The organism is Kitasatospora sp. RG8, from assembly GCF_017813315.1.
Lineage (GTDB): Bacteria > Actinomycetota > Actinomycetes > Streptomycetales > Streptomycetaceae > Kitasatospora.
Genome location: NZ_JAGIYX010000004.1, coordinates 21,857 through 48,522, shown reverse-complemented (window position 1 = coordinate 48,522; position 26,666 = coordinate 21,857). Strand labels below are relative to the sequence as shown.

The 26,666-nt window shown below is 72.8% G+C and carries 24 protein-coding genes; 10 read left to right on the top strand and 14 right to left on the bottom strand.

Annotation, left to right across the window (positions count from 1 at the left end):
• The first annotated feature begins 343 nt into the window (after positions 1-343).
• Positions 344-1,129, top strand: a complete 786-nt coding sequence (locus J5Y04_RS43915; protein ID WP_374105964.1) for a hypothetical protein — start codon at positions 344-346, stop codon at positions 1,127-1,129.
• A 70-nt stretch (positions 1,130-1,199) separates the two neighbouring features.
• Here the strand turns inward: J5Y04_RS43915 and dapC are convergent, their stop codons facing one another.
• Positions 1,200-2,345 carry a succinyldiaminopimelate transaminase gene (gene dapC, locus J5Y04_RS07875; RefSeq protein WP_209411146.1) on the bottom strand — a complete coding sequence of 382 codons (1,146 nt, stop codon included), beginning with the start codon at positions 2,343-2,345 and terminating at the stop codon, positions 1,200-1,202.
• 20 nt (positions 2,346-2,365) lie between these two features.
• Positions 2,366-2,692: a ferredoxin gene (gene fdxA / locus J5Y04_RS07870; RefSeq protein ID WP_030061559.1), complete on the bottom strand. Its 327-nt coding sequence runs from the start codon at positions 2,690-2,692 to the stop codon at positions 2,366-2,368.
• Between the two features lie 132 nt (positions 2,693-2,824).
• Here fdxA and J5Y04_RS07865 point away from each other — a divergent pair, with 132 nt between their 5' ends.
• Positions 2,825-3,844 (top strand): GNAT family N-acetyltransferase, encoded by a 1,020-nt coding sequence (locus tag J5Y04_RS07865; protein ID WP_209411145.1) that lies wholly within the window; start codon positions 2,825-2,827, stop codon positions 3,842-3,844.
• A gap of 117 nt (positions 3,845-3,961) precedes the next feature.
• Complete coding sequence (locus tag J5Y04_RS07860) at positions 3,962-4,834, top strand: transglutaminase-like domain-containing protein (RefSeq protein WP_209411144.1); 873 nt, start codon at positions 3,962-3,964, stop codon at positions 4,832-4,834.
• A gap of 132 nt (positions 4,835-4,966) precedes the next feature.
• Here J5Y04_RS07860 and J5Y04_RS07855 read toward each other — a convergent pair whose 3' ends face one another.
• Together J5Y04_RS07855 and J5Y04_RS07850 are read right to left on the bottom strand one after the other, a co-directional pair.
• A complete protein-coding gene (locus J5Y04_RS07855; RefSeq protein ID WP_148643057.1) occupies positions 4,967-5,602 on the bottom strand; it encodes a response regulator transcription factor in 636 nt (211 codons plus the stop codon).
• A 132-nt stretch (positions 5,603-5,734) separates the two neighbouring features.
• Positions 5,735-6,247, bottom strand: coding sequence for a hypothetical protein (locus J5Y04_RS07850; protein WP_209411143.1), 513 nt, complete (start codon positions 6,245-6,247; stop codon positions 5,735-5,737).
• Positions 6,248-6,447: 200 nt separating this feature from the next.
• Between J5Y04_RS07850 and J5Y04_RS07845 the strand changes: the two genes are divergently transcribed.
• Both J5Y04_RS07845 and J5Y04_RS07840 read left to right on the top strand, forming a co-directional pair.
• Positions 6,448-7,389: a MerR family transcriptional regulator gene (locus J5Y04_RS07845; RefSeq protein ID WP_374105962.1), complete on the top strand. Its 942-nt coding sequence runs from the start codon at positions 6,448-6,450 to the stop codon at positions 7,387-7,389.
• A 96-nt stretch (positions 7,390-7,485) separates the two neighbouring features.
• The gene (locus tag J5Y04_RS07840; RefSeq protein ID WP_209411141.1) at positions 7,486-8,145 is read left to right on the top strand and encodes an HAD family phosphatase; all 660 of its coding nucleotides are present in this window, start codon (positions 7,486-7,488) and stop codon (positions 8,143-8,145) included.
• Positions 8,146-8,183: 38 nt separating this feature from the next.
• On the opposite strand, the gene J5Y04_RS07835 is transcribed toward J5Y04_RS07840, so the two are convergent.
• The 5 genes from J5Y04_RS07835 to J5Y04_RS07815 all read right to left on the bottom strand — a co-directional run bounded on the left by J5Y04_RS07835 (position 8,184) and on the right by J5Y04_RS07815 (position 14,082).
• On the bottom strand, positions 8,184-8,534 hold the full coding sequence (locus tag J5Y04_RS07835; RefSeq protein ID WP_209411140.1) for a hypothetical protein: 351 nt from the start codon (positions 8,532-8,534) through the stop codon (positions 8,184-8,186).
• Between the two features lie 241 nt (positions 8,535-8,775).
• Positions 8,776-10,026: a sensor histidine kinase gene (locus J5Y04_RS43165; RefSeq protein ID WP_305852821.1), complete on the bottom strand. Its 1,251-nt coding sequence runs from the start codon at positions 10,024-10,026 to the stop codon at positions 8,776-8,778.
• 8 nt (positions 10,027-10,034) lie between these two features.
• Complete coding sequence (locus tag J5Y04_RS07825; protein ID WP_209411139.1) at positions 10,035-10,757, bottom strand: ABC transporter permease; 723 nt, start codon at positions 10,755-10,757, stop codon at positions 10,035-10,037.
• A complete protein-coding gene (locus tag J5Y04_RS07820; protein WP_209411138.1) occupies positions 10,754-11,710 on the bottom strand; it encodes an ABC transporter ATP-binding protein in 957 nt (318 codons plus the stop codon). The genes J5Y04_RS07825 and J5Y04_RS07820 overlap by 4 nt, the downstream gene beginning before the upstream one ends.
• A gap of 173 nt (positions 11,711-11,883) precedes the next feature.
• Positions 11,884-14,082 (bottom strand): S9 family peptidase, encoded by a 2,199-nt coding sequence (locus J5Y04_RS07815; protein ID WP_209411137.1) that lies wholly within the window; start codon positions 14,080-14,082, stop codon positions 11,884-11,886.
• Positions 14,083-14,394: 312 nt separating this feature from the next.
• On the opposite strand from J5Y04_RS07815, the gene J5Y04_RS07810 reads away from it, so the two are divergent.
• The 5 genes from J5Y04_RS07810 (at position 14,395) to J5Y04_RS07790 (ending at position 20,401) form a co-directional block, all read left to right on the top strand.
• Entirely contained in the window at positions 14,395-14,589 is a 195-nt protein-coding gene (locus J5Y04_RS07810; protein WP_209411136.1) for a DUF2304 family protein, read from the top strand.
• Positions 14,590-14,642: 53 nt separating this feature from the next.
• Entirely contained in the window at positions 14,643-15,581 is a 939-nt protein-coding gene (gene mshB / locus J5Y04_RS07805; protein WP_209411135.1) for an N-acetyl-1-D-myo-inositol-2-amino-2-deoxy-alpha-D-glucopyranoside deacetylase, read from the top strand.
• Positions 15,578-16,075: a DUF6113 family protein gene (locus tag J5Y04_RS07800; protein ID WP_245204467.1), complete on the top strand. Its 498-nt coding sequence runs from the start codon at positions 15,578-15,580 to the stop codon at positions 16,073-16,075. Before mshB ends, J5Y04_RS07800 begins: the two co-directional genes overlap by 4 nt.
• A gap of 238 nt (positions 16,076-16,313) precedes the next feature.
• Positions 16,314-18,569 carry a peptidoglycan binding domain-containing protein gene (locus tag J5Y04_RS07795; protein WP_209411134.1) on the top strand — a complete coding sequence of 752 codons (2,256 nt, stop codon included), beginning with the start codon at positions 16,314-16,316 and terminating at the stop codon, positions 18,567-18,569.
• A 122-nt stretch (positions 18,570-18,691) separates the two neighbouring features.
• The gene (locus tag J5Y04_RS07790; RefSeq protein WP_209411133.1) at positions 18,692-20,401 is read left to right on the top strand and encodes an ABC transporter family substrate-binding protein; all 1,710 of its coding nucleotides are present in this window, start codon (positions 18,692-18,694) and stop codon (positions 20,399-20,401) included.
• A gap of 61 nt (positions 20,402-20,462) precedes the next feature.
• Here J5Y04_RS07790 and J5Y04_RS07785 read toward each other — a convergent pair whose 3' ends face one another.
• From J5Y04_RS07785 to J5Y04_RS07765, 5 genes are all read right to left on the bottom strand, one after another.
• A complete protein-coding gene (locus tag J5Y04_RS07785) occupies positions 20,463-21,482 on the bottom strand; it encodes an ABC transporter ATP-binding protein (protein WP_209411132.1) in 1,020 nt (339 codons plus the stop codon).
• A complete protein-coding gene (locus tag J5Y04_RS07780) occupies positions 21,475-22,566 on the bottom strand; it encodes an ABC transporter ATP-binding protein (protein ID WP_209411131.1) in 1,092 nt (363 codons plus the stop codon). Before J5Y04_RS07780 ends, J5Y04_RS07785 begins: the two co-directional genes overlap by 8 nt.
• A 15-nt stretch (positions 22,567-22,581) precedes the next feature.
• The gene (locus J5Y04_RS07775; RefSeq protein ID WP_209411130.1) at positions 22,582-23,598 is read right to left on the bottom strand and encodes an ABC transporter permease; all 1,017 of its coding nucleotides are present in this window, start codon (positions 23,596-23,598) and stop codon (positions 22,582-22,584) included.
• A complete protein-coding gene (locus J5Y04_RS07770; protein ID WP_209411129.1) occupies positions 23,591-24,535 on the bottom strand; it encodes an ABC transporter permease in 945 nt (314 codons plus the stop codon). The genes J5Y04_RS07775 and J5Y04_RS07770 overlap by 8 nt, the downstream gene beginning before the upstream one ends.
• Positions 24,536-24,628: 93 nt before the next feature.
• Complete coding sequence (locus J5Y04_RS07765; protein ID WP_209411128.1) at positions 24,629-26,272, bottom strand: ABC transporter substrate-binding protein; 1,644 nt, start codon at positions 26,270-26,272, stop codon at positions 24,629-24,631.
• Positions 26,273-26,666 lie beyond the last annotated feature (394 nt).

The following is a 26,666-nucleotide window of genomic DNA, read 5'->3' as shown; positions in this document are numbered from 1 at the left end:
GGCGTGGCGGCAAATGCAGGACACCCGTCCGTGAGGGCGCGGGGACGGGTACCGTCACGCGCTGACGCACTGGTGTCCGGGTTGCCGCCGGACGGGTGATTCGGGTCAACCCCGGTGGACGGCGGATCGGTTGCGGCGGCCCGGGGTGCAGAACCGTCTCTGCCTTGGCCCGCCGTGCGCGCACCCCCGCCGCCGGGCCGGCCGGCACCCCCGACATCGGGCATACCATCCGATCGTCGGCCTGTTCTTTTCCTTGCTCCGGCCGAAACCTTCTGGCTTCTGAAGCGGTAATACCCTCGTCCGCCCGGCGGACGGGACGGACCCAGACCCTTCGAGGAGCCCCATGTCTCACCCCCTCACGCGCCGGATCGCCCAGGCCGCGCTGCTCGTGGCGGCCGGCGCGACCCCGCTGGTCGCGGCCGGCTCCGCGTCCGCCGCCGACGCCCTGCTGCCCAAGTCCGACCTGGCCGCCCCGCTGGGCCAGCTGACCAGCACCGACGCGGGTTCCACCCTGCAGCACACCACCCACGAGCTGGGCCGGGCCGCCGGGAACACCGGCGCCGCGACCGTCGCCGCGGGCGTGCCGGCCGCCTCCGACGCCACCGGCAACATCGTCGCCCACCAGCTCCCCGAGGCCAACGAGAAGGCCGGTTCGCTCACTGCGCCGGTCGACAAGACGGCCGCCACCACCGGCGAGCTCTCCGCCATCACCCCGAAGGTCGCCTCCGCGCTGGCCGGCAAGCTCGGCGACGCCGTCACCGGCGGCCACGGCGCGGCCGGCCGCAGCGCCGGGGCCGGCGCCAACCCGGTCGGCGGGCTCTCGCAGACCGCCGGTCTGACCCAGGGCCTGCCCGGCACGGGCGCGCTCACCGGTGCCGTCCCCGGCGCCAACGCCGTCACCGACGCGCTGCCGCTCGGCGCGCTGGGCCGGGCGCTGCCGGCCGAGGCCACGTCCGCCCTGCCCGGCGCCGACGTGCTGGGCCTGGCCGAGCACGGCTCGGCCAACCGCCTCGGCGGCGCCGACCTCGGACCGAACTCCCCGCTGTCCGGCCTCTCCCCGATCACCGGCCTGCTCGGTGGCCTCGGCGGTCTCGGCGGCGGTGGCCTCGGCGGCCTGCCGATCGGCTGATCCCCCGTCCCGACGCGAAAGGGGGCCGGCGTCCCGTCCCGGACGCCGGCCCCCTTCGTCGTGCCCGCGGTCAGGCGCGCAGCCGCTCCACGGCGGCCGCGACCCGCTCGTCGGTCGCGGTGAACGCGACCCGCACGAACCGCTCGCCGGCCGGCCCGTAGAAGTCGCCGGGCGCCACCAGGATGCCCAGCCCGGCCAGTTCGGCCACCGTCTCCCAGCACGGCCGGTCCTGGGTCGCCCACAGGTACAGGCTCGCCTCCGAATGCTCCACCCGGAAGCCGTACGCCTCCAGTGCGGCCCGCAGCGCCGAGCGCCGGGCCGCGTACCGCCCGCGCTGCTCGGCCACGTGCGCGTCGTCCGCGAGCGCCGCGACCGTCGCCGCCTGGACCGGCGCCGGGACGATCATGCCGCCGTGCTTGCGCACCTCCAGCAGCTCCCCGACCACCACCGGGTCGCCCGCCACGAAGGAGGCGCGGTAGCCGGCCAGGTTGGAGCGCTTGGAGAGCGAGTGCACGGCCAGCAGGCCCTCGTGGCCGTCGCCGCAGACGTCCGGGTGCAGGACGGAGGCCGGGTCGGCCTCCCAGCCCAGCTCCAGGTAGCACTCGTCGCTGACCAGCAGCACCCGGTGCTCCCGGGCCCACTCCACGGCGCGGCGCAGCTCGTCCTTGCCGAGCACCCGGCCGGTCGGGTTGGACGGCGAGTTGACCCAGAGCAGGCGCACCCGCGAGCCGTCCAGCTCGTCCACCGAGTCGTACTCGACCGGCTCGGCGCCGCAGAGCCGCGCGCCCACCTCGTAGGTCGGGTAGGCCAGGCGCGGGTAGGCGACCTGGTCGCCCGGGCCGAGGCCGAGCTGGGTCGGCAGCCAGGCCACCAGCTCCTTGGAGCCGACCGTCGGCAGGACCGCCCCGGGGCCGATTTCGGCACCGACCCGGCGGCGCAGCCAGGCGGCGATCGCCTCGCGCAGCTCGACCGGGCCCCAGACCGTCGGATAGCCGGGCGTGTCGGTCGCGGCGGCCAGCGCCTTCTGGACCACCTCGGGGACCGGGTCCACCGGGGTGCCCACCGAGAAGTCGCAGAGGCCGCCGGGGTGGGCGAGCGCGCTCCGCTTGTACGGCTCCAGCTTGTCCCAGGGGAAGACCGGCAGGAGGTCGGAAACGCGGCGCGCCGCCCCCGGGTGGCCCGGGAACGGCGCGTGCGTGCTGTCGTTGGTGCTCACAGCTCTGTTGCCACCGATCGTCAGTGGTCGGCGTTCTGCGGCGGCAGAGCGGCGATGAACGGGTGGTCACGCTCGATCAGGCCGAGCTTCGAGGCACCACCGGGCGAACCGAGGTCGTCGAAGAACTCGACGTTCGCCTTGTAGTAGTCCTTCCACTCCTCCGGAGTGTCGTCCTCGTAGAAGATCGCCTCGACCGGGCAGACCGGCTCACAAGCGCCACAGTCGACACACTCATCCGGGTGGATGTAGAGCGATCGCTCGCCCTCGTAGATGCAGTCAACCGGGCACTCTTCGATGCACGCCTTGTCCTTGACGTCGACACAAGGCTGCGCGATGACGTAGGTCACGCTGTCGTTCCTCCTCGGAAGGGCCCTTGCGGCCCGTTCTGTTCTGCTCGCGTGCGCGGGTGAGCGCGGCGTCGTCGATGCCCGCCCCTAGTATCGCGGGTCGGAGACCGCAAATGCACAGGAGGTGCCCAGATGGCGGCTGGCGGACCGGTTCAGGACCGTCCCGAGGTCCGGATGGACCGCGCTGACGTGGGACGACGGGTTTCCGTCCGGCGTGTCGCGGAGATCGCGGACGATCGGCCGGTGTTCCGCGATGTGATCGGTGTTCTCACATCCTGGGACGATCGTGGGCTGACGGTCGCCCCGCGCAGCGGCGCCCCGGTCTCCTTCGCCGAGAACCTGCTGGTCGCGGGCAAGGTGGTGCCGCTCTTCCCGGCCCGGCGGGCCCCGCTGCCGGCCGCCACGCCGGCCGAACTCCAGCGGATCGCCGCCCGCGGGTGGCCCGCCGTCGAGCAGGAGCCGCTCGGCGCGTGGACGCTGCGCGCCTCGGCCGGGTTCACCCGGCGGGCCAACTCCGTCCAGACGCTCGGCGACCCCGGACTGCCGCTCGGTGCGGCGCTCACCGCCGTGCAGGACTGGTACGCGGCGCGCGGGCTGCCGGCCTGGGTCGAGGTCAGCGCCCCCGGCTCGCCCGAGGGGCTGCGGGCCGAACTGGACCGGCTGGGCGCGGCGTACTCGCCGACCCTGGTGCGGGTCGCCGGGCTGGCACCGCTGGCCCGGCAGGGATCCCGTCCCGCGCTGGACCGCGTCCGGCTCGCACGCACGGCGGGCACCGAGTGGATGTCGCTGTACCGGCGGGTGACGGACGACCCTGCGGTGGAGGAGGCGGCCGGGCGGGTGGTCCACGGCGGCCCGTCGGTCTGGTTCGCCACCGTGCCCGGCGAGCCCGGGCAGCCGCCGCTGGCCATCGGACGCTGCGTCATCGACGGCCCGTGGGCCGGCTTCGGCGCGGTCGAGGTCGCCCCGTACGCCCGCCGGGCCGGCCAGGCCTCCGCGGTGATGGCGGTGCTCGCGGCCCGGGCCGCCGAGGAGGGCGCCACCGGTGCGTACCTCCAGGTCGAGGCCGAGAACGACGCTGCGATCGCGCTCTATGACGGACTTGGCTTCACGACCAGTCACACTTACCACTACGCACGCCTTCCCCGGGGGTAGAACGCTCCCGGGGCCGTCCGCCCGCCCGTACCGCCTGTACCGCCTGTACGCCCGTACGCCCGTCTGTTGTCCGCCCGTCTGTTGTCCGCCCGTCGTACGAAAGCCGTCGCAGCCACCGTGACCGAGCAGAGCAGAGCACGCTTCCGGACCGAGGCCCGGGCCGAGCATCCCGATCCGGTGCTGCTCTGCCTGCTCGCCGCCGCCGAGCACAGCCCGGCCCCGGACCCCGACGACCCCTCGGACCCGCCCACCCTGGAGGCCCTGCTGGCCGCCTGCGAGGCGGCGTTCGAACGGCATGCCGCCGCCGTCCGGCAGGCCGTCGCCGAGCGCGCGCCGGCCGGGCCGGAGGAGACCGCGGCGCTGCTGGCCGCCGTCCTCGGCGGGCGGGAGCGGTTCCACGGGCGGCAGTCCGACTACCGGAGGCTGGAGTCCTCGCTGCTCCCGGAGGTGCTGCGGCGCCGCCGCGGGCTGCCGATCACGCTCTCGCTGGTGTGGACGGCCGTCGCCCGGCGGGCCGGGCTGACCGTCCACGGCGTGGCCCTGCCCGGCCACTTCATCGTCGCGGTCGGCGGCCCGGGCGGCGAGGAGGAGTACGTCTTCGCCGACCCGTTCCACGGCGGGCGGCTGCTCGACCTGGACGACGTGGCCGCTCTGGTCGGCCGGACCGGCCATCGGTTCACCACCGAACTGCTCACCCCCGCGCAGCCGTTGGACATCGTCCACCGGGTGCTCGGCAACATCCGGGCCTGGGCCGCCGACCGCCCCGAGCACGCCCGCACCCAGCTCTGGGCCACCGAGCTCGCCCTGCTCCTCCCCCGTCACCCGGCGCAGCTCCGCCTGGAACGGGCCGAGCTGCTGGTCCGCACCGGCGACTTCCTCGCCGGCTCGGCCGAGATGGACGCGTACGCGGAGATCCTGGACGCCTTCGACCCGGACACCGCCTCCCGCGTCCGCCTGGACGCCCGGGCGGCCCGGCACCGGTTGAACTAGCGCCCGTCCCCGGACTCCCGTCGTCCGCCCGGAGGCGGCGGGAGTCCGGGAACGGGCGAGAGTCCGGGAACGGGCGAGAGTCCGGGAACGGGCCCCACGGCCCGGCCCCGCGGCCGGCCCTTCCGCCGTGCCCTACAGCCAGCCCTTCTCGCGGGCGATCCGGACCGCCTCGGTGCGGTTGCGGGCCTCGGTCTTCTGGATCGCCATCGACAGGTAGTTGCGCACCGTCCCCTCGGAGAGGTGCAGCCGCTTGGCGATGTCCGCGTTCACCGCACCGTCGGCGGCGGCCGCCAGCACGTCCCGCTCGCGGGCGGTCAGCGGGTTGGCCCCCTCCGCGAGCGCGGCGGCGGCCAGCACCGGGTCGATCACCCGCTCGCCGCGCAGCACCCGGCGGATCGCCTCGGCCAGCTCGGACGCCGGGGCGTCCTTCACCAGGAAGGCGTCCGCGCCGGACTCCATCGCCCGCCGCAGGTAGCCGGGCCGGCCGAAGGTGGTCGCGATCACCACCTTGGTCTGCGGCCGCTCCTTCCGCAGCGCCGCCGCCGCGTCGATGCCGGTCATCCCGGGCATCTCGATGTCCAGCACCGCGACCTGCACGTCGTTGGCGATCGCCGCCGCCACCACCTCGTCGCCCCGGCCCACCTGCGCGACGACGTCGATGTCCCCCTCCAGCCCGAGCAGCGCGGCCAGCGCCTCCCGGACCATGCCCTGGTCCTCCGCCAGCAGTACGCGGACGGAGGGGGCGGCACCGCTCTGAATCTCACTCATGGGAGCCGACCCTAGAGCCTGTCCGACGGGGCCTCGGCAGCGCACGGGCGGGCCGGTGCCGCGCCGCCGCTCCGGCACCGGCCCGCCGGACCCGGTCACGGCGGGCACGGCGGGCAGGCCCCGGCAGGCCGGTCACAGCCTGAAGAGCACTCCGCGCCAGGTCCATCCCGCACCGAGGACCGCCTCCTGCAGCAGGCCCTTCATCTCCCCGGTGTCGAAGCGGGACACCTCCGTCGCCTGCAGGCGGCCGTCGGCCCCGCGGTCGACCTTCCAGTCCCGCGAGACCGTGGTCACCCGCCCTCGGGAGTACTCGCGCGACGACGCCGGCCTCGGCGTGTCCCCGACCCAGGTGACCTCCTGCTGCTCGTCGAGGGCACGGACCTCGTGGCCGGCCGGGACCAGCCGCATCCGGGTCGTGACGGTCCGGGTCGGCTGGGTCCGGGCGAAGAAGGTGCGCCAGGCGGGATCCCGGATCCGCCACTCCGCCACCAGGTCGGCACCCTCGGAGGCGGTGCCGTTCCGGACGACGTAGGGCACGTCGGGCCCGTTGAGCCCGAGCAGCGCCGCCCGGACGTCCTCGGCGGAACGCGGGGCGACACCGCCGCCGGGGTGCCTGGTACCGGTCAATGCGTCGAAGAGGCCCATCGGGTCAGCCTAGGGACGTCCGGCCGCCCGGGACAAGATCGCTACCGGACCGGCGGCGGACGCCGGGTGCCCGGGCCCGCCCCACCGACCGGCCGGCGCACGCCCGGCACCGCGGTCGCGGCCCGCCCGGACGCCGGACGCGTGCGCCCCCGGAGAATCCGCTTGAGTCTCCGGTAGGGGGAGACGCCAGAGTGGAGCACGTGGACGACGACGATGTGCGGTACTCGATCGGCGAGTTGGCCCGGCGGACCGGGCTGACGGTCAAGGCGATCCGCTTCTACGCCGACGAGGGGCTCGTACCCCCCGCCGGCCGGACGCCGGCCGGCTACCGCCGCTTCGACGTCCACGCACTGGCCCGGCTCGACCTGGTACGGACACTGCGCGAGCTGGGACTCGACCTCGCCACCGTCCGGCGGGTACTGGAGCGGGAAGCACCGCTGCGGGAGGTCGCCGCCGCGCACGCCGAGGCGCTGGACGTGCAGATCCGCACGCTCCGGCTGCGCCGTGCGGTGTTGCGGGCGGTGGCCGAACGCGGCTCGACACCAGAGGAGATGCGACTCATGCACAAGCTGGCCAAGCTCTCGGACGCCGAACGGCGGCGCCTGATCGGCGACTTCATCGACGAGGCGTTCGGCGGCCTGGACGCCAACCCGGAGTTCGTCGCGATGATGCGCGCGGCCATGCCCGAACTGCCCGACGAGCCGAGCGCCCCACAGGTCGAGGCGTGGGTGGAGTTGGGCGAACTGGTCCAGGACGACGGGTTCCGCGCCTCGGTGCGGAGGATGGCGGAGCACCAGGCCGCCGAACGCGCCGCGGGCGACCCCGGCGGGCTGCACCACGCGCTCACGGCGACCGTCCGCGAGCAGGTCGGGGCGGCGCTCGCGGCCCGCGTCGCCCCGGAGTCCGCGGCAGCCGACGCGGTGGTGGACGGCCTCACCGCGCAGTACGCCGAGACCTTCGGCCGGCCGGACGACGCGGAGCTGCGCCACTGGCTGCTGCGGCGGCTGGAGACGGCCGGCGACCCGCGCGCCGAGCGGTACTGGCAGCTGCTGTCGGTGATCAACGGCTGGCCGGTGCCGGAGAGCCTGGCCGCGGTGTTCGGCTGGTTCACCCGGGCACTGCGGGCCCGGACCAGCGCATAGCCGCCCGGCCGGACACCGGCGACACCGGCCCCGCCCTCGGACCCCCGTCTGCCCGCCGGACGACGGGAGTTCGGCGAAAGGCCCTAGGCTGCCGGGATGATCAAGCCGATTGAACTCGTCATATTCGACTGCGACGGCGTCCTCGTCGACAGCGAGCGCATCGCCGCCCGCGTCCAGATCGCCCTGGGGGCGGAGCTGGGCTGGCCGCTCACCGAGGCCGAGGTGATCGCGCGGTTCATCGGCCGCTCGCAGGCGTCGATCAGCGCACAGATCGAGGAGCGCCTCGGTGCGGAAACGGCGGCGCTGTGGTGGCAGCGGTTCGAACAGCTCCACCGGGAGGAGGTGGACACCCGGCTGGAGGCCGTCGACGGCCTGCCCGAGGCACTGGACGCGATCACCCTGCCGACCTGCGTCGCCTCCAGCGGCTCGCACGAGAAGATGCGGCACACCCTGGGGCGCACCGGGCTCTACGAGCGCTTCGCCGGCCGCATCCACAGCGCCACCGAGGTCGCCCACGGCAAGCCCGCACCGGACCTCTTCCTGTACGCGGCCCGGCGGATGGGCGTCGACCCGGCGGTCTGCGCCGTGGTCGAGGACAGCCGCCCCGGCGTCCAGGCCGCCCGCGCGGCCGGCATGCGCGCCTTCGGCTACGCGGGCGGCCTGACGGACGCCGCACTGCTGGAGGGCCCGGGGACGGTGGTGTTCCACGACATGCGCGAGCTGCCGGGCCTGCTCGCCGGGGAGCACGTGGAGTAGGAGGCCGGACCGGCCGGCCTCCCGCTCCACCGGCACCTCTACAGCCAGCGCCGGGCGGCCTCGACGCTGTTGCCGCCGTTGGTGTTGAAAGCGATCGCGGCGCCCGGGGCGTGGCGACGGGTCAGGTTGACGACCTGCTCGAAGAGCGGCAGGAGCTGTTCGGTCTTGCGGATGCCACCGCCGATGACCACGACGTCCCACGCGCGCGAGCCCAGGGCCGCGATCACCGTGGCTTCGGCGGATTCGTCCAAGGGGATCAAGGTCATGGCCGCCTCGATGCCGTGATCGCCGAAGCGGGCGAGTTCGGCGTCGAGGGCCGCCCGCAGGGCGTCACCGTCCGTGCCCGGCACGGCATGCGGGTCGATTCCGAGTACGAGAGCAGTGGGCATGACTGGCAGACGCCCGCCCGGACGGGTTCGGTTCCGGCCCCGGCTCCGCCCGGCCGCCCTCACGGCCCGGGGCGTGTGCACTTCGAGCCGTTCACCCGGCTCGACGAGGCGCGCAGCCGGGACGCCGGCGGCAGCGGCCCCGGACTGGCCGTCGCGGCCGACACCGCCGCCCGGCACGGCGGCACCCTGCGGGTCACCCCTCCCCGCGCGGCGCCCGCTTCGTCCTCGAACTCCCCGACGCCTAGGAAGCGTTGGCCGCGGGGCTGGAGACCTCCCGCAGCGGCACCAGCGCCCGCAGCCGGAAACCCCTCCCACGCTCGCCCGGCCCGGTCTCCAGCCGGCCGCCGACCAGTGCCAGCCGCTCGTCGAGTCCGGAGAGCCCGTTCCCCGGCGCCGACTTGCCCGGCCCGGCGCCGTTGTCGGCGATCTCCAGGACGGCGTACCGCTCGCCGCCGCCCTCCCACACCTCGTCCCCCCGCACGGTGCAGAGCGTGGCGCCGTCACCGTGCCGGACGATGTTGGTGACCGCCTCGCGCAGCGCCCAGGCCAGCGCGCCCGCCTCCTCCTGGGCCAGCCCCGGCCAGGCGTCGACCAGTTCCGGCGCCGCCTCCAGATGGACCTGTGCGGCCGCCAGCGCCGTACGGGCGGCGGCGAGTTCGACCGGCAGGGTGGGCCGGCGGAACCCGGTCACGGCCTCCCGGACGTCGATCAGGGACTGCCGGGCCACCTGCTCGATGTCGGCGACCTGCGCCCGCGCCGCCCCTTCGTTGCCGCCGTCCATGAGGCGGCCGGCCAGCTCGCTCTTCAGCGTGATCAGCGACAGCGAGTGCCCGAGCAGGTCGTGCAGGTCCCGGGCCAGCCGCAGGCGCTCCTCGGAGGCGGCGAGGTGGGCCACGGCGGCCCGGGCCTCGCGCAGCTCCTGCATGGTGGTGACCAGCCGCTGGAGCCCGGTCATCGCGACGCCGGAGAGGAAGGCGGTGAGCCCGATGGTGGGGATCGCCCCGGGGTCGGCCTGGCTGAGCAGCCCGACCACCACGGTGAGCCCCGCCATCGCGCCCACTCCGGCGAGGCCGTACCGCGGCGGCGCGATGATCGCGACCGCCACCGAGGCGTAGGTGAACAGCGTCAGCCAGGAGGTGCCGAGGCCGAAGGCGGCGACGACCGCGATGACGACCATCATCGCCACCACCGCCTGCGCGGCCCGCGGCGGCGCCCCGGGCCGGGAGCGGAAGACCACCAGGCTGACGTAGGCGCCGACGAAGGCGACCAGGGCGGCCCAGCCGGCCACCGTGGCGGCCGTCGTGTGCTTCTGCTGGAGCAGGTCGCCGACCGGGTAGGCCAGGTAGACCATCCAGAGCAGCATCCAGCTGACCTTGACCAGCAGTTGCCGCCTGGTCTCCACCGGCGCCCCGGGGACGTTCATGAACGACACCCGCCCCGCCCCCGTCTCCGGCTGCTCGTCGGATCGGCTGGTGAGGGGCGTGTCTGACATGGACGCCATCATGCCTGCCGGGTGTCCCGGCGGTACAGCGCGGCCGCGGCGGCGGTGAAGAGCACCAGGAAGCCGGTCAGTCCGGCCACCGCGACCAGGTCGAGCGAGTGCCCGGGCCGGGTGAAGGTGGCCAGCCTGTTGTACAGGTACACCGGGTTGAACCGGGCGACCGTCTCCAGCGTGCCGGTCACCGGGAACCACGTCCCGCCGAAGAGCGCCATCGCCATGTAGGCGATCATCACGATGGTCTGCACCGAGTCCGGCGCGGCCGCGTAGCCGAACGCCACCCCCAGCGCCGCGAAGACGAAGCTCCCCAGCCAGAGCGCCGCCACCAGGCCGGCCCACTGCCCCGCGCCCAGCTGCACGCCCTGGGCCGCGCCGACCGCGAACACCACCAGGATCGCGGGCAGCGTGGTCACCGCGCTGGCGGCGATCTTCGCCACGGTGTACGCGCGGCCGGGCAGCGCGGTCAGCCGCAGCTGCCTGGTCCACCCGCTCTGGCGCTCCAGCGAGATCCGCTGCGCGGTGCCGGTCAGCACCGAACCGACGGCCCCGAAGGTGGCCATCGACACCATGAAGTAGGTCTTCACCGGCAGGCCGCCGGCCGAGGTGTCGGTGCCGTACGCGTGGATGAAGAAGAAGTACATCAGCGCCGGGTAGAGGACCGTGAAGAGCAGGTACTTCTTGTTGCGCAGGGTGCGCAGGACCTCCAGCCGGATCAGGGTGGTCATCGCACGGCCTCCGTCGTGAGCTCGCTGGTGCCGGCGGCGTCCTGCTCGCCGGTGATGGTGAGGAAGGCCTGTTCCAGGCCCAGGCCGGTGACCTCCAGGCCGCGCGGGTACAGGCCCTCCCGGTAGAGCCCGGCGACGCCCGCGTCGGCGTCCGCGGTCCGGATCCGGACCGTCCGCACCCCCGGCACCCGGGAGCTGACGTCCAGCGCCAGCGTGCCGGGCAGGGCGCGCAGCGACGACTCGTCGAACGGGCCGTCCGCCTCGTGGAGTTCGAAGGTGATCCGGCGGGCCCCGGCCTTCGCCTTGATCTCGGCGGAGGTGCCGTCGGCGATCAGCCGGCCGCGGTGCAGGACGAGGACGCGGTCGGCGATCGAGTCCGCCTCCTCCAGGTAGTGGGTGGCGAACAGCACCGTGCGCCCGGCGTCGGCCTGCGCCCGCATGCTCGACCAGAACGCCTTCCGGACGGAGACGTCCATACCGGTGGTGGGCTCGTCCAGGACGATCAGGTCGCTGGCGCCGGCGATCGCCAGGGCGAAGCGGACCCGCTGCTCCTGGCCGCCGGAGAGCCGGTCCACGCGGCGCTCGGCCAGGTCGGTGATCCCGGCGTCCTCCAGCACCTCCCGGACGGCCCGGCCGCGCGGGTGGACGTCGCAGGCCAGCCTCACCAGCTCGCGGACCTTGACGTCGGCCATCAGCCCGCCGCTCTGCAGCATCGCGCCGACCCGGCCGGCCGCGATCGCCGCGCGGGGGGTGCCGCCGAACAGCGAGACGGTGCCGCGGTCCGGCTCGCGCAGGCCGAGCAGCAGGTCGAGGCTGCTGGACTTGCCGGCGCCGTTCGGGCCGAGCAGGGCGACGGTCTCCCCCGGCCGCAGCACCAGGTCCAGCCCGTCGACGGCCCGCACCCGCCCGTAGTTCTTGCCGACGCCCCGGAAGGCGGCCACCTCCGCGCTCATCGCCCCGGTCCTCTCCCCTGCTGGTGTCGTTCGCACCACCTCAGGGTTCCGCGCGGGCCCGGTACGGCGTCAGTGCCCGCCGTCGTGCCTTCGGCATGACGGATGTCATGCCGGCGGCCGGCACCCGGGTCACGGGTACCGGCCGCCGCAGCCGCAGGCCACCAGGGGCGGGGTCAGATCCCCAGCGACTTCCTGACGAAGTCGACCTGGAGCAGCAGCAGGTTCTCCGCGACCTCCTCCTGCGGCGTCATGTGCGTCACGCCGGACAGCGGCAGCACCGTGTGCGGGCGGCCGGCCGCGAGCAGGGCGGAGGACAGCCGCAGGGTGTGCGCGGCCACCACGTTGTCGTCCGCGAGGCCGTGAATGATCATCAGCGGGCGCTCCAGCCCGGCCGCGTACCCGCTGAGCGAGTTGGCCGCGTACACCTCGGGCCGCTCGGCGGGGTGGCCGAGGTAGCGCTCGGTGTAGTGGGTGTCGTACAGCTCCCAGTCGGTCACCGGGGCGCCGGCGACGGCCGCGTGGAAGACGTCCGGGCGGCGCAGCACGGCGAGCGCGGAGAGGTAGCCGCCGTACGACCAGCCGCGGATGGCGACCCGGCCGAGGTCGAGCGGGAACTCCCCGGCGAGCGCGTGCAGCGCGTCCACCTGGTCGTCGAGGGTGGCGCCGGCGAAGTCGAACGCGATCGACTTCTCCCAGGCCGGACCGCGCCCGGGGGTGCCGCGCCCGTCGGCGACGATCACCGCGAAGCCCTGGTCCGCGAACCACTGGGAGTTGAGGTGCGGGTTGTGCGCCTGGACGACGCGCTGGCCGTGCGGACCGCCGTACGGGTCCATCAGGACGGGCAGCAGGCCGTCCCGCTCCCGGTCGTAGCCGGTGGGCAGGAAGACCGCGGCGGGGATGCGGCGTTCGCCGGCGTAGCGGAAGACCGGGCGGGCGGTGATCACCGGGGTCTCGGCGTAGGACTCGATGGTGGCGATGTCGTCCACCACCACGCCCTCCGGCAGGTCGCGGGCGACCTGGACCAGCGTGCCGGGCAGGTCGGGCTCGGCGGTGGCCCGGACGGTGATCCCGGCCGCGTGCACGGCGCTGGTGACGGAGGTGAACGGGCGGCCGTTGGCGGCCTCCCAGCCGAGCCGCTTGCCGTCGTGGCCGATCCGGCCGACGGCGATCCAGCCGGGCTCGGGGTCGGTCTCGCCGGCGCCGCCGGAGGCGGTGAAGAAGACCTCGTCGGCCGTCACGGCGAGGACCGAGCGCAGGTGCAGGTCGGCCCCGGTGACGGCCTGGTCACCGATCACCAGCGCCCGGACGCCCTCCCGTGGCCCGTCACCGCCCTGCTGCGGGGCCTCGCGCACCTCCTCGATGTCGCTGATCCGGACCAGCTTGCCGTCCGGCGTCCAGGCCGGGACGCCCGGGAACAGCTCCAGCCAGGCGTCGTCGTGCTCCTCGTGCAGCACCTCGGTGACGCCGGTCTCCACGTCCACACCCAGGATCCGCTGGCTGCGCTGGTCGCGGGCCTGGACGAGCAGCAGCGGCACGCCGCCCTTCGACCAGTGCACCCGGGCCAGGTACGGGAAGGCGGCGCGGTCCCAGTCGACCTCGACCCGGGTGCCGTCCAGCCCGAGGACCCAGAGTCCGACCTCGGCGTCGGCGGTGCCGGCGGCCGGGTAGGCGATCTCGGCGGGCTCGCTGCCGGGGTTGGCCGGGTCGGCGATCCACCAGCGGCGCACCGGGCTGTCGTCGGCGCGCTCGACCAGCAGCCGGTCGCTGTCCGGGGACCACCAGAAGCCGCGGTCGCGGTCCATCTCCTCCTGGGCGATGAACTCGGCCTGACCCCAGGTCACGTTCGGGCCGTCCGGCTCGGCGAAGGCCCAGTCGGCGGTCGAGTCGGTGCGGGTGAGGCGCAGCTCGCCGGCGGTGTTGGCGTACGCGACGAAGGTGCCGTCCGGGGAGAGCCGCGGGTCCAGCAGCGGGCCCTCGGCGGGCAGCTCGGTGGTGGTGCCGGCCACCAGGTCGGCGGTGAAGAGCCGGCCGGACAGGGCGAAGGCGGCCAGGGTGCCGGCGCCGTCCAGGGCGTAGCCGACGATGCCGGCGGAGCCCTCGCGGCTGCGCTCGCGGCGGGCCTTCTCGGCCGGCGAGAGGTCCTCCTCGCCGCCGCCGAGCAGGACGGCCGGGTCGGCGGCGATCCGCTCCTCGCCGGTGGCGGTGTCGAGGGTCCAGAGCAGGTTGGCGCGGTCGCTGCCGGAGCGCGAACGGAGGAAGACGACCCGGGAGCCGTCGGATGCGACGGAGAACGACCGGGGAGCGCCGACGGTGTAGCGCAGGGTGCGCGCGTACTGCCTCGGGAAGGTGTCCGCAGGGGTGTGGGAGGTCATGGCACCAGACCCTATGACGTTCCGGTGCCACCACCCGGTGCATTGTGATCACTCGTTCGGAGCATCGTCCCCAAGCGTGCGCCGAACGGCCCCACACCCCTTCCGACCGGCCCATGCGCCCCGTTCGTGCCACCACGCCCCGGCGTGTGCAGACTCACTGAACGTAATGCTCCGCTCACCCATCGGGTATGACTGGTCCAGCGAGTGATCGTCGGCCCCGTCCCGGGCCCCGGTCACCCGACCGAAGGTCCCCACGGTCCCGACCGCCGTCCTCCCGAGGGGCGGCGCACCCGAGAAGGGGTGTGAGCCGACATGGCCCTGTCCGTCTCCGCAGCCATGCTGCTGCTGGTCATCGTGGTGGTGCTGATCCGCCGCTCCGGTCTGAAGCTCGCGCACGCGATCGTCTGTGCGCTCCTGGGCTTCTACCTGGCGTCCAGCTCCATCGCCCCCTCGATCAGCGAGGTCACCAGCAACCTCGCCGGGATGATCAACGGCCTGAAGCTCTGACTCCCCGCGGCCGCCCGCCGGGCCCCCGCCGGACACGGCTTAGGCTTCCTCCCATGACTACCGGCCGCCGCCTGCTCCTGGTCCACGCCCACCCCGACGACGAGTCGATCGGCAACGGCGCCACGATGGCCAGGTACGCCGCCGAGGGCGCAACCGTCACGCTGGTGACCTGCACCCTCGGCGAGGGCGGCGAGGTGATCGTGCCGGAGCTGGCCCACCTCACGGCGGACCGGGACGACGCCCTCGGCCCGCACCGGATCGGCGAGCTGACCGACGCCATGCGCGCGGTCGGCGTCGCCGACTTCCGTTTCCTGGGCGGAGCGGGCCGCTACCGCGACTCCGGGATGATGGGCGTCCCCGACAACGACGTGCCCGACTGCTTCTGGCAGGCCGACGTGGACGAGGCGGCCGGCCACCTGGTCGCGGTGGTCCGCGAGGTGCGGCCGCAGGTGCTGGTCACCTACGACGAGAACGGCGGCTACGGGCACCCGGACCACATCCAGGCGCACCGGGTCGCGATGCGCGCGCACGACCTGGCCGCCGACCCGGCGTACCGGCCCGAGCTCGGCCCGGCCTGGCGGATCGCCAAGGTGTACTGGAACCGGATGCCCCGCTCGGTGCTCGGGGAGGGCCTCGCCCGGACCGCTGCCGAGGCGCGGTTCCCCGGAGTCGCGCAGCCGGCCGACGTCCCCGGCGTGGTGGACGACGCCGTGGTCACGACCGTGCTGGACGGCGCCGCGTACGCCGCCCGCAAGGCCGCCGCGATGGCCGCGCACGCGACCCAGATCACCGTGGACGGCACCTCGTTCGCACTCTCCAACAACCTCGGCCAGCCACTGGTCGCCACCGAGTACTACCAGCTGGTGCGCGGCCAGGCCGGGCCGCAGCTGCCGGAGACCGACCTCTTCGCCGGCCTGGACACCACCGCGGACGACGCCCCCGCCACGGGCGACGCCGTCGCGACCCGCACCGCCGAGGGGAGCACCCGATGACCGGGCCCGCCGACAAGCAGGCGCCCACCGACAAGCAGGCGCCCGCCGTGAAGAAGGCGCCCCGCCGGTCGATCACGGTGGCCGTCCTCGGCACCCGGGAGGAGCGCCTGAAGGAGCCCCAGCCCCCGCTGGCCGGGCGGATCGCGGCTTATGTCCTGTTCTTTCTGCTGGGCATCGCGGTGTCGGTCTGCGGAGCATTTGTGCAGGCCTTGTGGCCGCCCGTGGGAGTCCTGCTGGCCCTGGCCGCCACCGCGGCGACCTTCTACGCGGGCCTGCGGGTGACCGGCACCCGGCTCGGCGCGGCGCTGCCCGCGGCCGGCTGGTTCCTCGCCCTGTTGCTCCTGATGGTCCCTCGGCCGGAGGGGGACAATGTGCTCTGGACCAATGCCACGTCGCTCGCCTGGCTGTTCGTCGGATCGATCCTGGGCGTGATCTGTGCCACCCTGCCGACCCGCACCAGCTGGTTCCCCGGGGTGCCCGGCCCCCCGCGCTGACCGCCCCGCGGGGCCGCGTACCGTACCGCGTACGACGAGCAGTCAGGACCACCCGGTCGTACTCTCATACCGGAGGAACCGGACGTATCAGGTTTTATCCGAACCGGTTCGCCCCCCAGTTCTTCCCAGTATGGTGGTGCCGCAGAACGCCGTACCCGACCGCCGCCCGCCAGGCCCGGCGCCCACGAACCCGCGGTCGCGCCGCACGGCCCGCCCGCGAACCCGGAGCAGAGCAGCATTGAGCAGCCGCGAATCTGAGAACGCCCACCCGACGCCTCGGCGCACGGGTCCGGACGCCTACCCGTCGGGCACCCCGCCCTACGGCACACCGGGGTTCCCCGGCGGCGACCGCTCGGGTGCCGGTGCCGTCGAGGGCTCGGCGCCGGGTGACGAGGACGAGGCCCCGAAGACCGAGACCACGCTCACCACGCGGGTCCGGATCAACATCCCCGGCTCCCGTCCGATCCCGCCGGTGGTGGTCCGCTCCACCGTCAAGAGCGAGGACGGCCCCGGCGAGGAGAACCCGCCCGCCGCCGATCCGGCCGGCCCCCGGCACCGCTCGGCCGCCCCGTCCTCCCCCGTGCTCGGTGTGATGGACGGCAGCCCCCGGACGGCCACCCCGCCGAACCTGCCGCCCGAGTGGGAGATCCCGCCGGCCACCTCGGAGTCCGAGTCCACCGGCGCCTGGTTCCGGCCGCGCCAGAAGAAGGGCGCGGCCGCCGAGCCCGCCCCCGCCGCGGCTGCGGCCGCCGCCGGACCGGCCGCGGCCGCATCGCCCGCCCCCGCTGCCGAGGCCCGCCCGAACGGCGCGCGCCCGCAGAACGCCGGCCGTCCGCAGCAGCAGGGCACCGGCGCGGCCCGCCAGGGCGGCCGCCCGCTGCCCGCCCAGGCCTCCGCACCCGCGCCCGCGCCGCGCCCCACCGGTGCGCCCGCCTCGCCGTTCGGCGCCGGACAGGACACCCCGGCCGACGAGGCCGGCGTGTACGAGGACGCCCCGTTCGCCCAGGGCGCGCCCGCCGACCCCTTCGCCCCCAAGCGCGACCTGCCGCGCCGCAACCCGCAGGGCGGCGGCCGTCCGCAGCCGCAGGGCCAGGGTCGTCCGGCCGGCGGTGCGAACCCGGAGGACACCTCGGTCGACGGCTTCGAGCCGATCCGCGAGGACGCCGCACCGCCCTCCGCCATATCCGGCCGGCCCCAGAACGGCCCGTCCCAGAACGGCGCCCCGCAGCCGGGCCTGTTCGCCTCCGCCCCGGCCGCCACCGACCCGTTCGCCGCCCAGCGGCCCCCGGCCGGCGCCGAGCCGTACGGCGGCGCCGCCCCGGGCAGCCTCTTCCCGGGCGCCCCCGGCCGCCAGGGCGAGCCCGCCGCCCCGGCCGACCCGTTCAACACCTCCCCGGCCCAGCCGCGCCCGGGCGCCCGCCCCGGCCCGGACGGCGAGGCCCCGGCCGGCGCCACCCCGGTGCCCGCGCCCGGCCCCCGGCCGGGCGAGTCCGCCAAGCCGGCGGCCCCGAAGACCGAGGCCGCCAAGGCCAAGCGGGGCGGCTCCGGCAAGAAGCTCGTCAAGCTCGGCGTCTACGGCGTCGGCGGTGTGCTCTTCCTGGGCGCCGCCGCGTACGGCACCGGCCTGATGATGAACCAGTCCGACATCCCCAAGGGCACCGTGGTGCTCGGCACGGACATCGGCGGCAGCAACCGCGACCAGGCCATCCACCAGCTCGACGAGAGCGTCGGCAAGGCCGGCCAGCAGCCGGTCAAGCTGAAGATCGGCGACCAGACGCTGGACCTCGACCCGGCCGTCGCCGGGCTGAGCTTCGACACCACGGCCACCGTGGACAAGCTCACCCAGCACTCGTACAGCCCGGTCGACGTGATCACCTCGCTGAAGGGCGACGAGAAGGCCGTGCCGCCGGAGGTCAAGGTGGACCGGGCCAAGCTCAAGGCCGCCCTGGAGACGCTGGCCGCCGGCTCGGGGCAGGGCCTGACCGAGGGCTACGTCAAGTTCGGCGACAACGGCGAGCCGGTCGTCGTGCCCGGCAAGGCCGGCCAGGCGGTGGACTCCGCCTCCGCCGTCGACCAGGTCGAGGCGGCCTACCGCGACCGCGCCGCGGGCAAGGCCGAGCAGCCCGTCGCGCTCACCGTCACGGCCGCCCAGCCCAAGATCTCCCCGCAGGCCCTGCAGGCCGCCGCGGACAGCCTCGGGAAGTCCGCGGTGAACGGCAGGATCCACCTCGTGGCCGGCGCCAAGACCTGGGACTTCGGCCCGAAGACGGCCCCCAAGACGCTCACCCTGGTCCCGGACGCCTCCGGCAAGATCGCGCCCAAGTGGGACCTGGACGCGCTCAACAGCCAGCTGGCCGGCGTGTTCGACAAGGTGAAGGTCAAGAAGAACGGCCAGACCGCCGCGATCACCCCGCAGGACGTCGCCGACGCCATCACCTCGGTGATGGACAAGACCGGCGACAAGGACCGCACCTTCAAGTTCACCGTCGCCTGACCCGTTTTCCCGTGGGGCGGGCCCGATCCGGGCCCGCCCCTCGACAACTCCGCTCCCCGGTCAGCAAGATGTGACGCCGCACCACGCACGCCGCCTGTCACATCTGCATCGGGAGAACCACCATGGGCCGCCGCCACCTGTCACGCCGCACGGCCCTGGTCGCCTGTCTCACCGCCGTCTCGCTCTCGTTGACGCTCTGCGCCTGCACCGGCGACCAGGGCTCCGCGGCCCTCCCGAGCACGCTGGAGACGCCCAAGCTCACCGCCGTGGACGTCAACCCGCACGACCGCGCCGACCTGCGCCAGGGCGGCACCCTGAACGTCGCGATCGCCCAGTTCTCCAGCCAGTGGTCGCCGGTCCACGCCGACGGCAGCGAGTCCTCGACCATCACCGTCACCAAGCCGCTGCTGCCGACCTTCTTCCGCTCCGACGCGGCCGGCACCCAGACCGTCAACCCGGCCTACCTGCAGGATGCCCACGCCGAGGTGCGGGACGGCCGCCAGGTCGTCACCTGGACGCTCAACCCGAAGGCCCGGTGGTCCGACGGCACCCCGATCACCTGGCGCGACATCGAGGCCAACTGGCGGGCGCTGAACGGGACCGACCCGGCCTACAAGGCCTCCAGCAGCACCGGCTTCGAGCTGGTCACGGCGGTCGAGAAGGGCAAGGACGAGTTCCAGGCCGTGATGACCTTCGAGCGGCCGTTCTCCGAGTGGCAGTCCATGTTCAACGGCGCCGCCAACGCCCCGCTGCTGCCCGCGAGCAGGGTCGCCACCCCGGAGCTGTTCAACACCGCCTACGCGGACGCGATCCCGGTCACCGCCGGACCCTTCAAGGTCGAGAAGCTGGACAAGGCGGCGCAGACCGTCACCCTGGCCGCCGACCCGGCCTGGTGGGGCGACAAGCCGATGCTGGACCGGATCGTCTTCCACGCCATGCTCCCCAACACCATGGCCCGGGCCTTCGGCGACGGCACGGTCGACTTCTTCAACAACGGTCCGGACGTGGCCGGTTACCAGCTGATCAAGAGCACCAAGGGCGCCGCCGTGCGCCGCGCCGGCGGGCCCGACTTCCGCCAGTTCACCCTGAACAGCAAGAGCCCCGCGCTCACCGACCCGACCGTCCGCCAGGCCGTGTTCCAGGCGATCAACCGGGACGTCATCACCCGCACCGACCTCGCCGGGCTCGACTGGCCGGCCGTCACCCTCAACAGCCACCTGCTGGTGGCCAACCAGAACGCCTACCGGGACAACTCCCTCGGCCTCAGCCGCTACGACCCCTCCGACGCCGTCCGCAAGCTCGACGCGGCCGGCTGGAAGCTCGACGGCGACGTCCGGAGGAAGGACGGCAAGGAGCTCAGCCTGCGGATGGTCATCCCCGCCGGCGTCACCCAGGCCCAGAACGAGGCCAACGCCACCGTCCGGATGCTCAGGGACGTCGGGATCAGGGTGACCGTCGTCCCCGCGAAGGCCAACGACTTCTTCGACAAGTACGTCAACCGGCACGACTTCGACATCGCCGCGTACTCGCTGCTCGGCACGCCGTTCCCGGCCAGCGGCAACCGGGCCAACTTCGCCCAGAACGGCGGCACCAACCAGTCCCAGGCCGGCAGTCCCGCCGTCGACTCCGCCCTCGACCGGGCCTCGGCGGCGACCGACGCCGCCACCGCCTTCGAGGCCATCAACCAGGCCGACGGCGAGCTGTGGAAGGTGGCCGGCATCCTGCCGCTCTACCAGCGCCCGCAGCTGTACGGCGCCCGCGCCGACCTCGCCAACATCGGTGCACAGGGACTCTCCGACATCGTCTGGGAGAACGTCGGCTTCACCAAGTAGGGGGCCGGGCACCGGAGTCGGCGGACCCCGGTGCCCGGCCCGGTCCAGCCGGGCGGACGGCTCAGCCCGCGCCGATCACGTCCCGCACCTCGGCGAAGTGGCACGCCGACTCGTGCGCGGCCGGCCCGGTCAGCGCGGAGGGCACCGCCAGCAGCGGGACCTCGGCGGAGCAGCGCTCCTCGGCCTTCCAGCAGCGGGTGCGGAACCGGCAGCCGGACGGCGGGTTGGCCGGCGACGGCAGGTCGCCGCTGAGCAGGATGCGCTCGCGCTGCTCGCGCCCGGTCGGGTCCGGGACCGGCACCGCGGAGAGCAGCGCCTGGGTGTACGGGTGGGTCGGGTGGGAGTAGATCTGGTCCTCCGTCCCGATCTCGACCAGCTTGCCGAGGTACATCACACCGACCCGGTCCGAGATGTGCCGGACGATCGAGAGGTCGTGCGCGATGAACATGTACGACAGCCCGAACTCGCTCTGGAGCTGCTCCAGCAGGTTGATCACCTGCGCCTGCACCGAGACGTCCAGCGCGGAGACCGGCTCGTCACAGATGATCACCTCCGGCTTCAGCGCCAGCCCCCGGGCGATGCCGATGCGCTGGCGCTGTCCGCCGGAGAACTGGTGCGGGTACCGGTTGATGTACTCCGGATTGAGCCCCACCACGTCCAGCAGGTCCTGGACGGCCTTGCGGCGGTCGCCCTTCGGCGCCACCTCGGGGTGGATCTCGAACGGCTCCCCGATGATGTCGCCGACCGTCATCCGCGGGTTCAGCGAGGTGTACGGGTCCTGGAACACCATCTGGATGTTCCGCCGCACCGCCTTCAGCCCCGCCCCGGAGAGCCGGGTGATGTCCTCGCCCTTGAACCGGACCTCGCCGGCGGTGGCCCGCTCCAGGTTCATCAGCACCTTGGCCAGCGTGGACTTGCCGCAGCCCGACTCCCCCACGATGCCGAGCGTCTCGCCCTTCTCCAGGCCGAAGGAGACGCCGTCCACCGCCTTCACCGCGCCGACCTGCCTCTTGAAGACGATGCCCTGGGTCAGCGGGTAGTACTTGACCAGGTCCCTGACCTCCAGGATGGGCTCAGCCATGGAGGGTCTCCTTCCAGAAGTGGCAGGCGCTGCGGCGGCCCGGCAGGTCGGCCCCGTCGGCGTCCAGCACCGGTACCAGCCGCGGGAGTTCGGTGCGGCAGCGGTCCGCCGCCCGGTCGCAGCGGGGGTTGAACGCGCAGCCGTCGGGGATCCGCAGCAGGCTCGGCGGCAGACCCTGGATGGCGTAGAGGTTCTGGCCCTTCTGGTCCAGCCGCGGGATCGAGTTGAGCAGGCCGCGGGTGTACGGGTGGGCGGGCCGCGCGTACAGCTCGTGCACCGGCGCCGTCTCGACGATCCGGCCCGCGTACATGACGGCGATCTTGTCCGCGACGTCGGCGACCACGCCGAGGTCGTGGGTGATCAGGATCAGGCCCATGTTGAACTCGGCCTGGAGCTCGGCCAGCAGGTCCATCACCTGGGCCTGGACGGTGACGTCCAGGGCGGTGGTGGGCTCGTCCGCGATGATCAGGTCCGGCTCCAGTGCCAGCGCCATCGCGATCATGATGCGCTGGCGCATGCCGCCCGAGAACTGGTGCGGGTAGTCGCCCACGCGCTGCCTGGCGGCCGGGATGCGCACCCGCTCCATCAGCTCGACGGCCTTCTCCTTCGCCTCCTTGCGCGAGGCGCCCTGGTGCACCCGGAACATCTCGCCGAGCTGGTAGCCCACGCTGAGCACCGGATTGAGCGAGGAGAGCGCGTCCTGGAAGATCATCGCGATCTTCCGGCCGCGCACCGCCCGGCGCTCCTTGGGGCTCATGGTGAGCAGGTCCTCACCGCGGAACCGGATCGAGCCGGCGGTGATCCTCCCGGGCGGCATGTCCAGGATGCCCATGATCGCCTGCGCGGTCACCGACTTGCCCGAACCGGACTCGCCGAGCACCGCGAGCGTCTCCCCCGCCGACACCGCGTAGCTCACGCCGTTGACGGCCCTGGCCACGCCGTCCCGGGTGTGGAACTCGATGTGCAGGTCGTCGACCTCCAGCAGCGGGGTGCCGGGCACCAGGCTCTCCCTGCCGCCGCCGGTCACCTCCACCGTGTTCTGGCGCGGTACCGCGTCCTTCGACAGCCTCGTCGTGTCACTCATCGTCCGTGGCCCTCCTCAGCGCAGCTTCGGGTCGAGGGCGTCGCGGACCGCGTCGCCGAGCATGATGAACGCCAGCACGGTGATGCTCAGCACGGCGGCCGGGAAGAGCAGCACATGGGGGGCGGTCAGGAAGCGGGACTGCGCGTCGCTGATCATCAGGCCCCAGGAGATCGCCGGGGACTGGATGCCGATCCCGAGGTACGAGAGCGCGGCCTCGGCACCGATGTAGACGCCCAGGTTGATCGTCGAGACCACGATGACCGGGGCGACCGCGTTCGGCAGGATGTGCCGGGTGACGATCCGTCCGGTGCCGGCGCCGAGCGCCTTGGCCGCGACCACGTAGTCGTTGTGCTTGTTGGAGATCACCGCCGAGCGCATCAGCCGGTAGATCTGCGGCCAGCCGAGCACGGCCATCACGGCGGAGACCGTCCAGGCGTTGCCCTTGCCCCAGGTGGACATGATCAGCATGCCGCCGAGCAGCAGCGGGATGGCGAAGAAGATCTCGGTGAGCCGGGAGAGCGAGCTGTCCCAGAGCCCGCCGGTCCAGCCGGCCCAGAGCCCGAGCGCACCGCCGACCGCGACCACGAGGGTCGTGGTCAGGATGCCCACGATGATCGAGTTGCGGGCGCCCCAGATCGTGCGGGTGTAGATGTCGCAGCCCTGGACGTCGAAGCCGAACCAGTGGTCCGCGCTGGGCCGCTTCAGCGAGTCGGCCAGGTTGCAGAAGCCCCCCGCCCTCGGGTCCGCGTCGGTGAACAGCTGTGGGGCGACGGCCAGCGCCACCATGAACAGCACCAGGAACCCGCCGATCAGGAACAGCGGGTTGCGCCGCAGGTCGTACCAGGCGTCGGTCCAGAGGCTGGCGACCCGCTCGCCGCCCTTGCCGCCGCTCCCGCCCTTGCCGTCCTTGCCGTCCTTCCCGTCCTTGGTGGCCGTGGCGGCCTCGGCAGCCGGCCCGCCCGTGGCGGACCCGGAGCCGGGCTGCCCCGGGATCGCCGCCCTCGTGTTCTCGCTCTTCGTCGGCTCACTCATAGCGGATCCTCGGGTCCAGGACGGCGTACATCAGGTCGACCACCAGGTTGGCGAGCAGGTACACCAGCACCAGGGCACTCACGATGCCCACCACGATGGTGCGTTCGCGCAGGTAGACGGACTGGAAGAGCTGGTGCCCGACCCCGGGGATGTTGAAGATGCCCTCGGTGATCACCGCCCCGCCCATCAGCCCGCCGAGGTCCATGCCGAGGAAGGTGACGATCGGGATCAGCGCGTTGCGCAGCCCGTGCCGGACCACCACCCGCAGCGGCGAGAGCCCCTTGGCGACCGCCGTCCGGACGTAGTCCGCCCGCATCACCTCGATCAGGCTGGTCCGGGTGAGCCGGGCGACGTACGCCAGCGAGGTGGAGGCGAGGACGTAGGCCGGCAGCAGGTAGGACCGGAAGCCCGCGTCCTCGTTGAACGAGACCGGGAAGAAGTCGATGCCGTAGTCGGTGTTGAGCTTCACCCCGAGGATCAGCTGGAGCACGAAGCCGATCACGAAGACCGGGATCGAGATGACCATCAGGGTCGAGATCAGCACCACGTTGTCGATGAACCTGCCGCGCCGCAGGGCGGCGATCACACCCGCGGTGACGCCCACCGCCATCTCGATCACCAGGGCGGTGACCGCCAGGTTGATGGTGTAGGGGAAGGCGGTCTTCATGACGTCCACGACCTGGTTGCCGCGGTAGTCCTCACCGAAGTCGCCCTTGAACAGGCCGACCAGGTAGTCCCAGTACTGGACGAAGAACGGGTCGTCCAGGTGGTAGCGGTCGCGCAGGACCGCCACGACGGCGGGGTCCTGCCGCTTCTCACCGGCCAGTGCCGTGATGGGATCGCCAGGCAGCAGGAAGACCAGTGCGTAGATCAGGAACGTCGCGCCGAGAATCACCGGTATGGCCTGGATGATCCGGCGGACCACATAGCGGCCCATGCGGCCTCCTCGTGGCTCGGGGCACGCCGCTGCCGGATGGCGCGGGGATCACCCGCGCCACCCGTCAGGTCGTGCCGGTCGGCTGGGTCGCGGTCAGGCCAGTTCGACGTTGGCGAGGTCGATGCGGTTCTGGGCGTCGATGATCACGTTCTTCACGGCCTTGGTGTAGGCGCCGGAGGTCATGTACGTGTACACCGGGATGTACGGCAGTTCCTTGATCAGGATGTCGTCGGCCTGCTGGTAGAGCTTGATGCCCTCGGTGTCGCTCTTCGCGCTGTCGGCCTTGGCCAGCAGGGCCTCGAAGTCCTCGTTGACGTAGCCGCCGTAGTTGGAGCCGTTGTCGATCGCGATCTTGGAGAAGATCGGCCGCAGGTAGTTCTCGATCGACGGGTAGTCCATCTGCCAGGCCATCCGGAAGGCGCCGGAGTACTTGTGGTCGCCCAGCGCGGTGAGGATCGCGCCGAACTTCTCGAACGGCTTGAAGGTGACCTCGATGCCGAGGTTGTTCTTCAGCTGGTTGCCGACCGCCTCGATCCACTCCTTGTGGCCGCCGTCCGCGTTGTAGCCGATCTCCAGGGTGTTCCCGGGCAGACCGCCGGCCTGGGTGAAGAGCTCCTTCGCCTTCGCCGGGTTGTACTTGGCGGCGTCGCCGAGCGCACCCTGGCGGTAGCCCGGAATGATCGGGCTGATGAAGTCGTCGGCGGGCTTGCGGGTGCCCGAGAAGATGGTCTTGGTGATCGCCTCGCGGTCGATCGCCATCGAGATCGCCTTGCGCAGCTCGGGCTTCCCGAACGCCGGATTGGTCGAGATCGGGAATCCGATGTAGCCGACCCCGGATTCCGGCTTGTAGATGTAGCGCTCACCGAACTCCTGGGCGACCGTCGACATCGCCGAGATCGGGAGCTTGTTGGTGATCTGGATGTTGTCCGCGCGCAGGTCGTTGTACGCGGTATCCAGCTTGTCGTAAATCTTGAAGGTGACGGAATCCAGCTTGGCCTTTCCGTCGGCCGCCGGGAAGTTCTCGTACCGCTTCACCTTGATCTGCTTGTTGTGCTCCCACTTGCCGTCCATCTGGAACGGGCCGTTGCCGATCGGCGCGTCCTCGAAGGCCTTCGGGTCGGTGAAGAACGCCTTCGGCAGCGGGTAGAACGCGGTGTAGCCGAGCATGGTCTTGAACTGGGAGAACGGCGCCTTGAGGGTGACCGTGAAGGTCTTGTCGTCGACGACCTTGAGGCCCTTGAGCTTGTCGGTGGCGGGCTTCTTGTCCTTGCCCGGCGCCAGCTCGTCGGAGCCGAGGATCTTGTCGAAGAACGGCAGCCCCTCCTGCGCGTTGTCCTGGTTCGCCCCGTAGTTCCAGGCGTCGACGAAGTTCTGCGCGATGACCTTCTCGCCGTTGTGGAAGGTGTAGCCGTCCTTGAGCTTGATCGTCCAGGTCGTGGCGTCGCTGGTCTCGATGGACTCGGCGGCCCGCAGCTTCGGCGAGTTGTCCTTGTGGTCGTAGTCGACGAGGCCGGCGAAGAGCGCCGAGAGGACCTGGGCACCCTCGGACTCCGCCGTGTTCTGCGGCACCAGGCCGTGCTGCGGCTCACCCGACTCGATGCTGATCGAGCCGCCCTTCTTGCCCCCGCCGTTCGCCTGGTCCGAGGACTTCTTGTCGCTGCCGGTGCTGCACGCGGAGATCGCAAGCGCGGTGCAGGCCGCCAGCGCGGTCCAACGCATCGTCTTGGTGAGCCTCATTCAACTGCTCCTCGATTTAGGGGCTTACGAACGAACGGCGCCCCGCCACTCGGTGTGCCGGGCATGGCGAGGATCGACATCTCAGGGCCGATCCGCACAGTTGGCGAGGTGACCACTGATACGCGCAGAGCAACTATCGATCACCCGACCCCTCCGACGGAATCCACGTCACATCTCTTTTCAATTACATGCTCAGACCAAGTCGTGACAATGCTCGCCAAATTCCTGCATATCGCGCACGGAGGCCGGTACTCCGGATTCCGGATAACGAACAATATTCTCCGGTATTCGATGCTTTACGGAGCGTAATGATCAAATTCGGTCGGGGAATTCCGTGTTTCCGCAGGACAACGCGAGGGCGCGCCCTCCGATGGGAGGACGCGCCCTGGTTCGG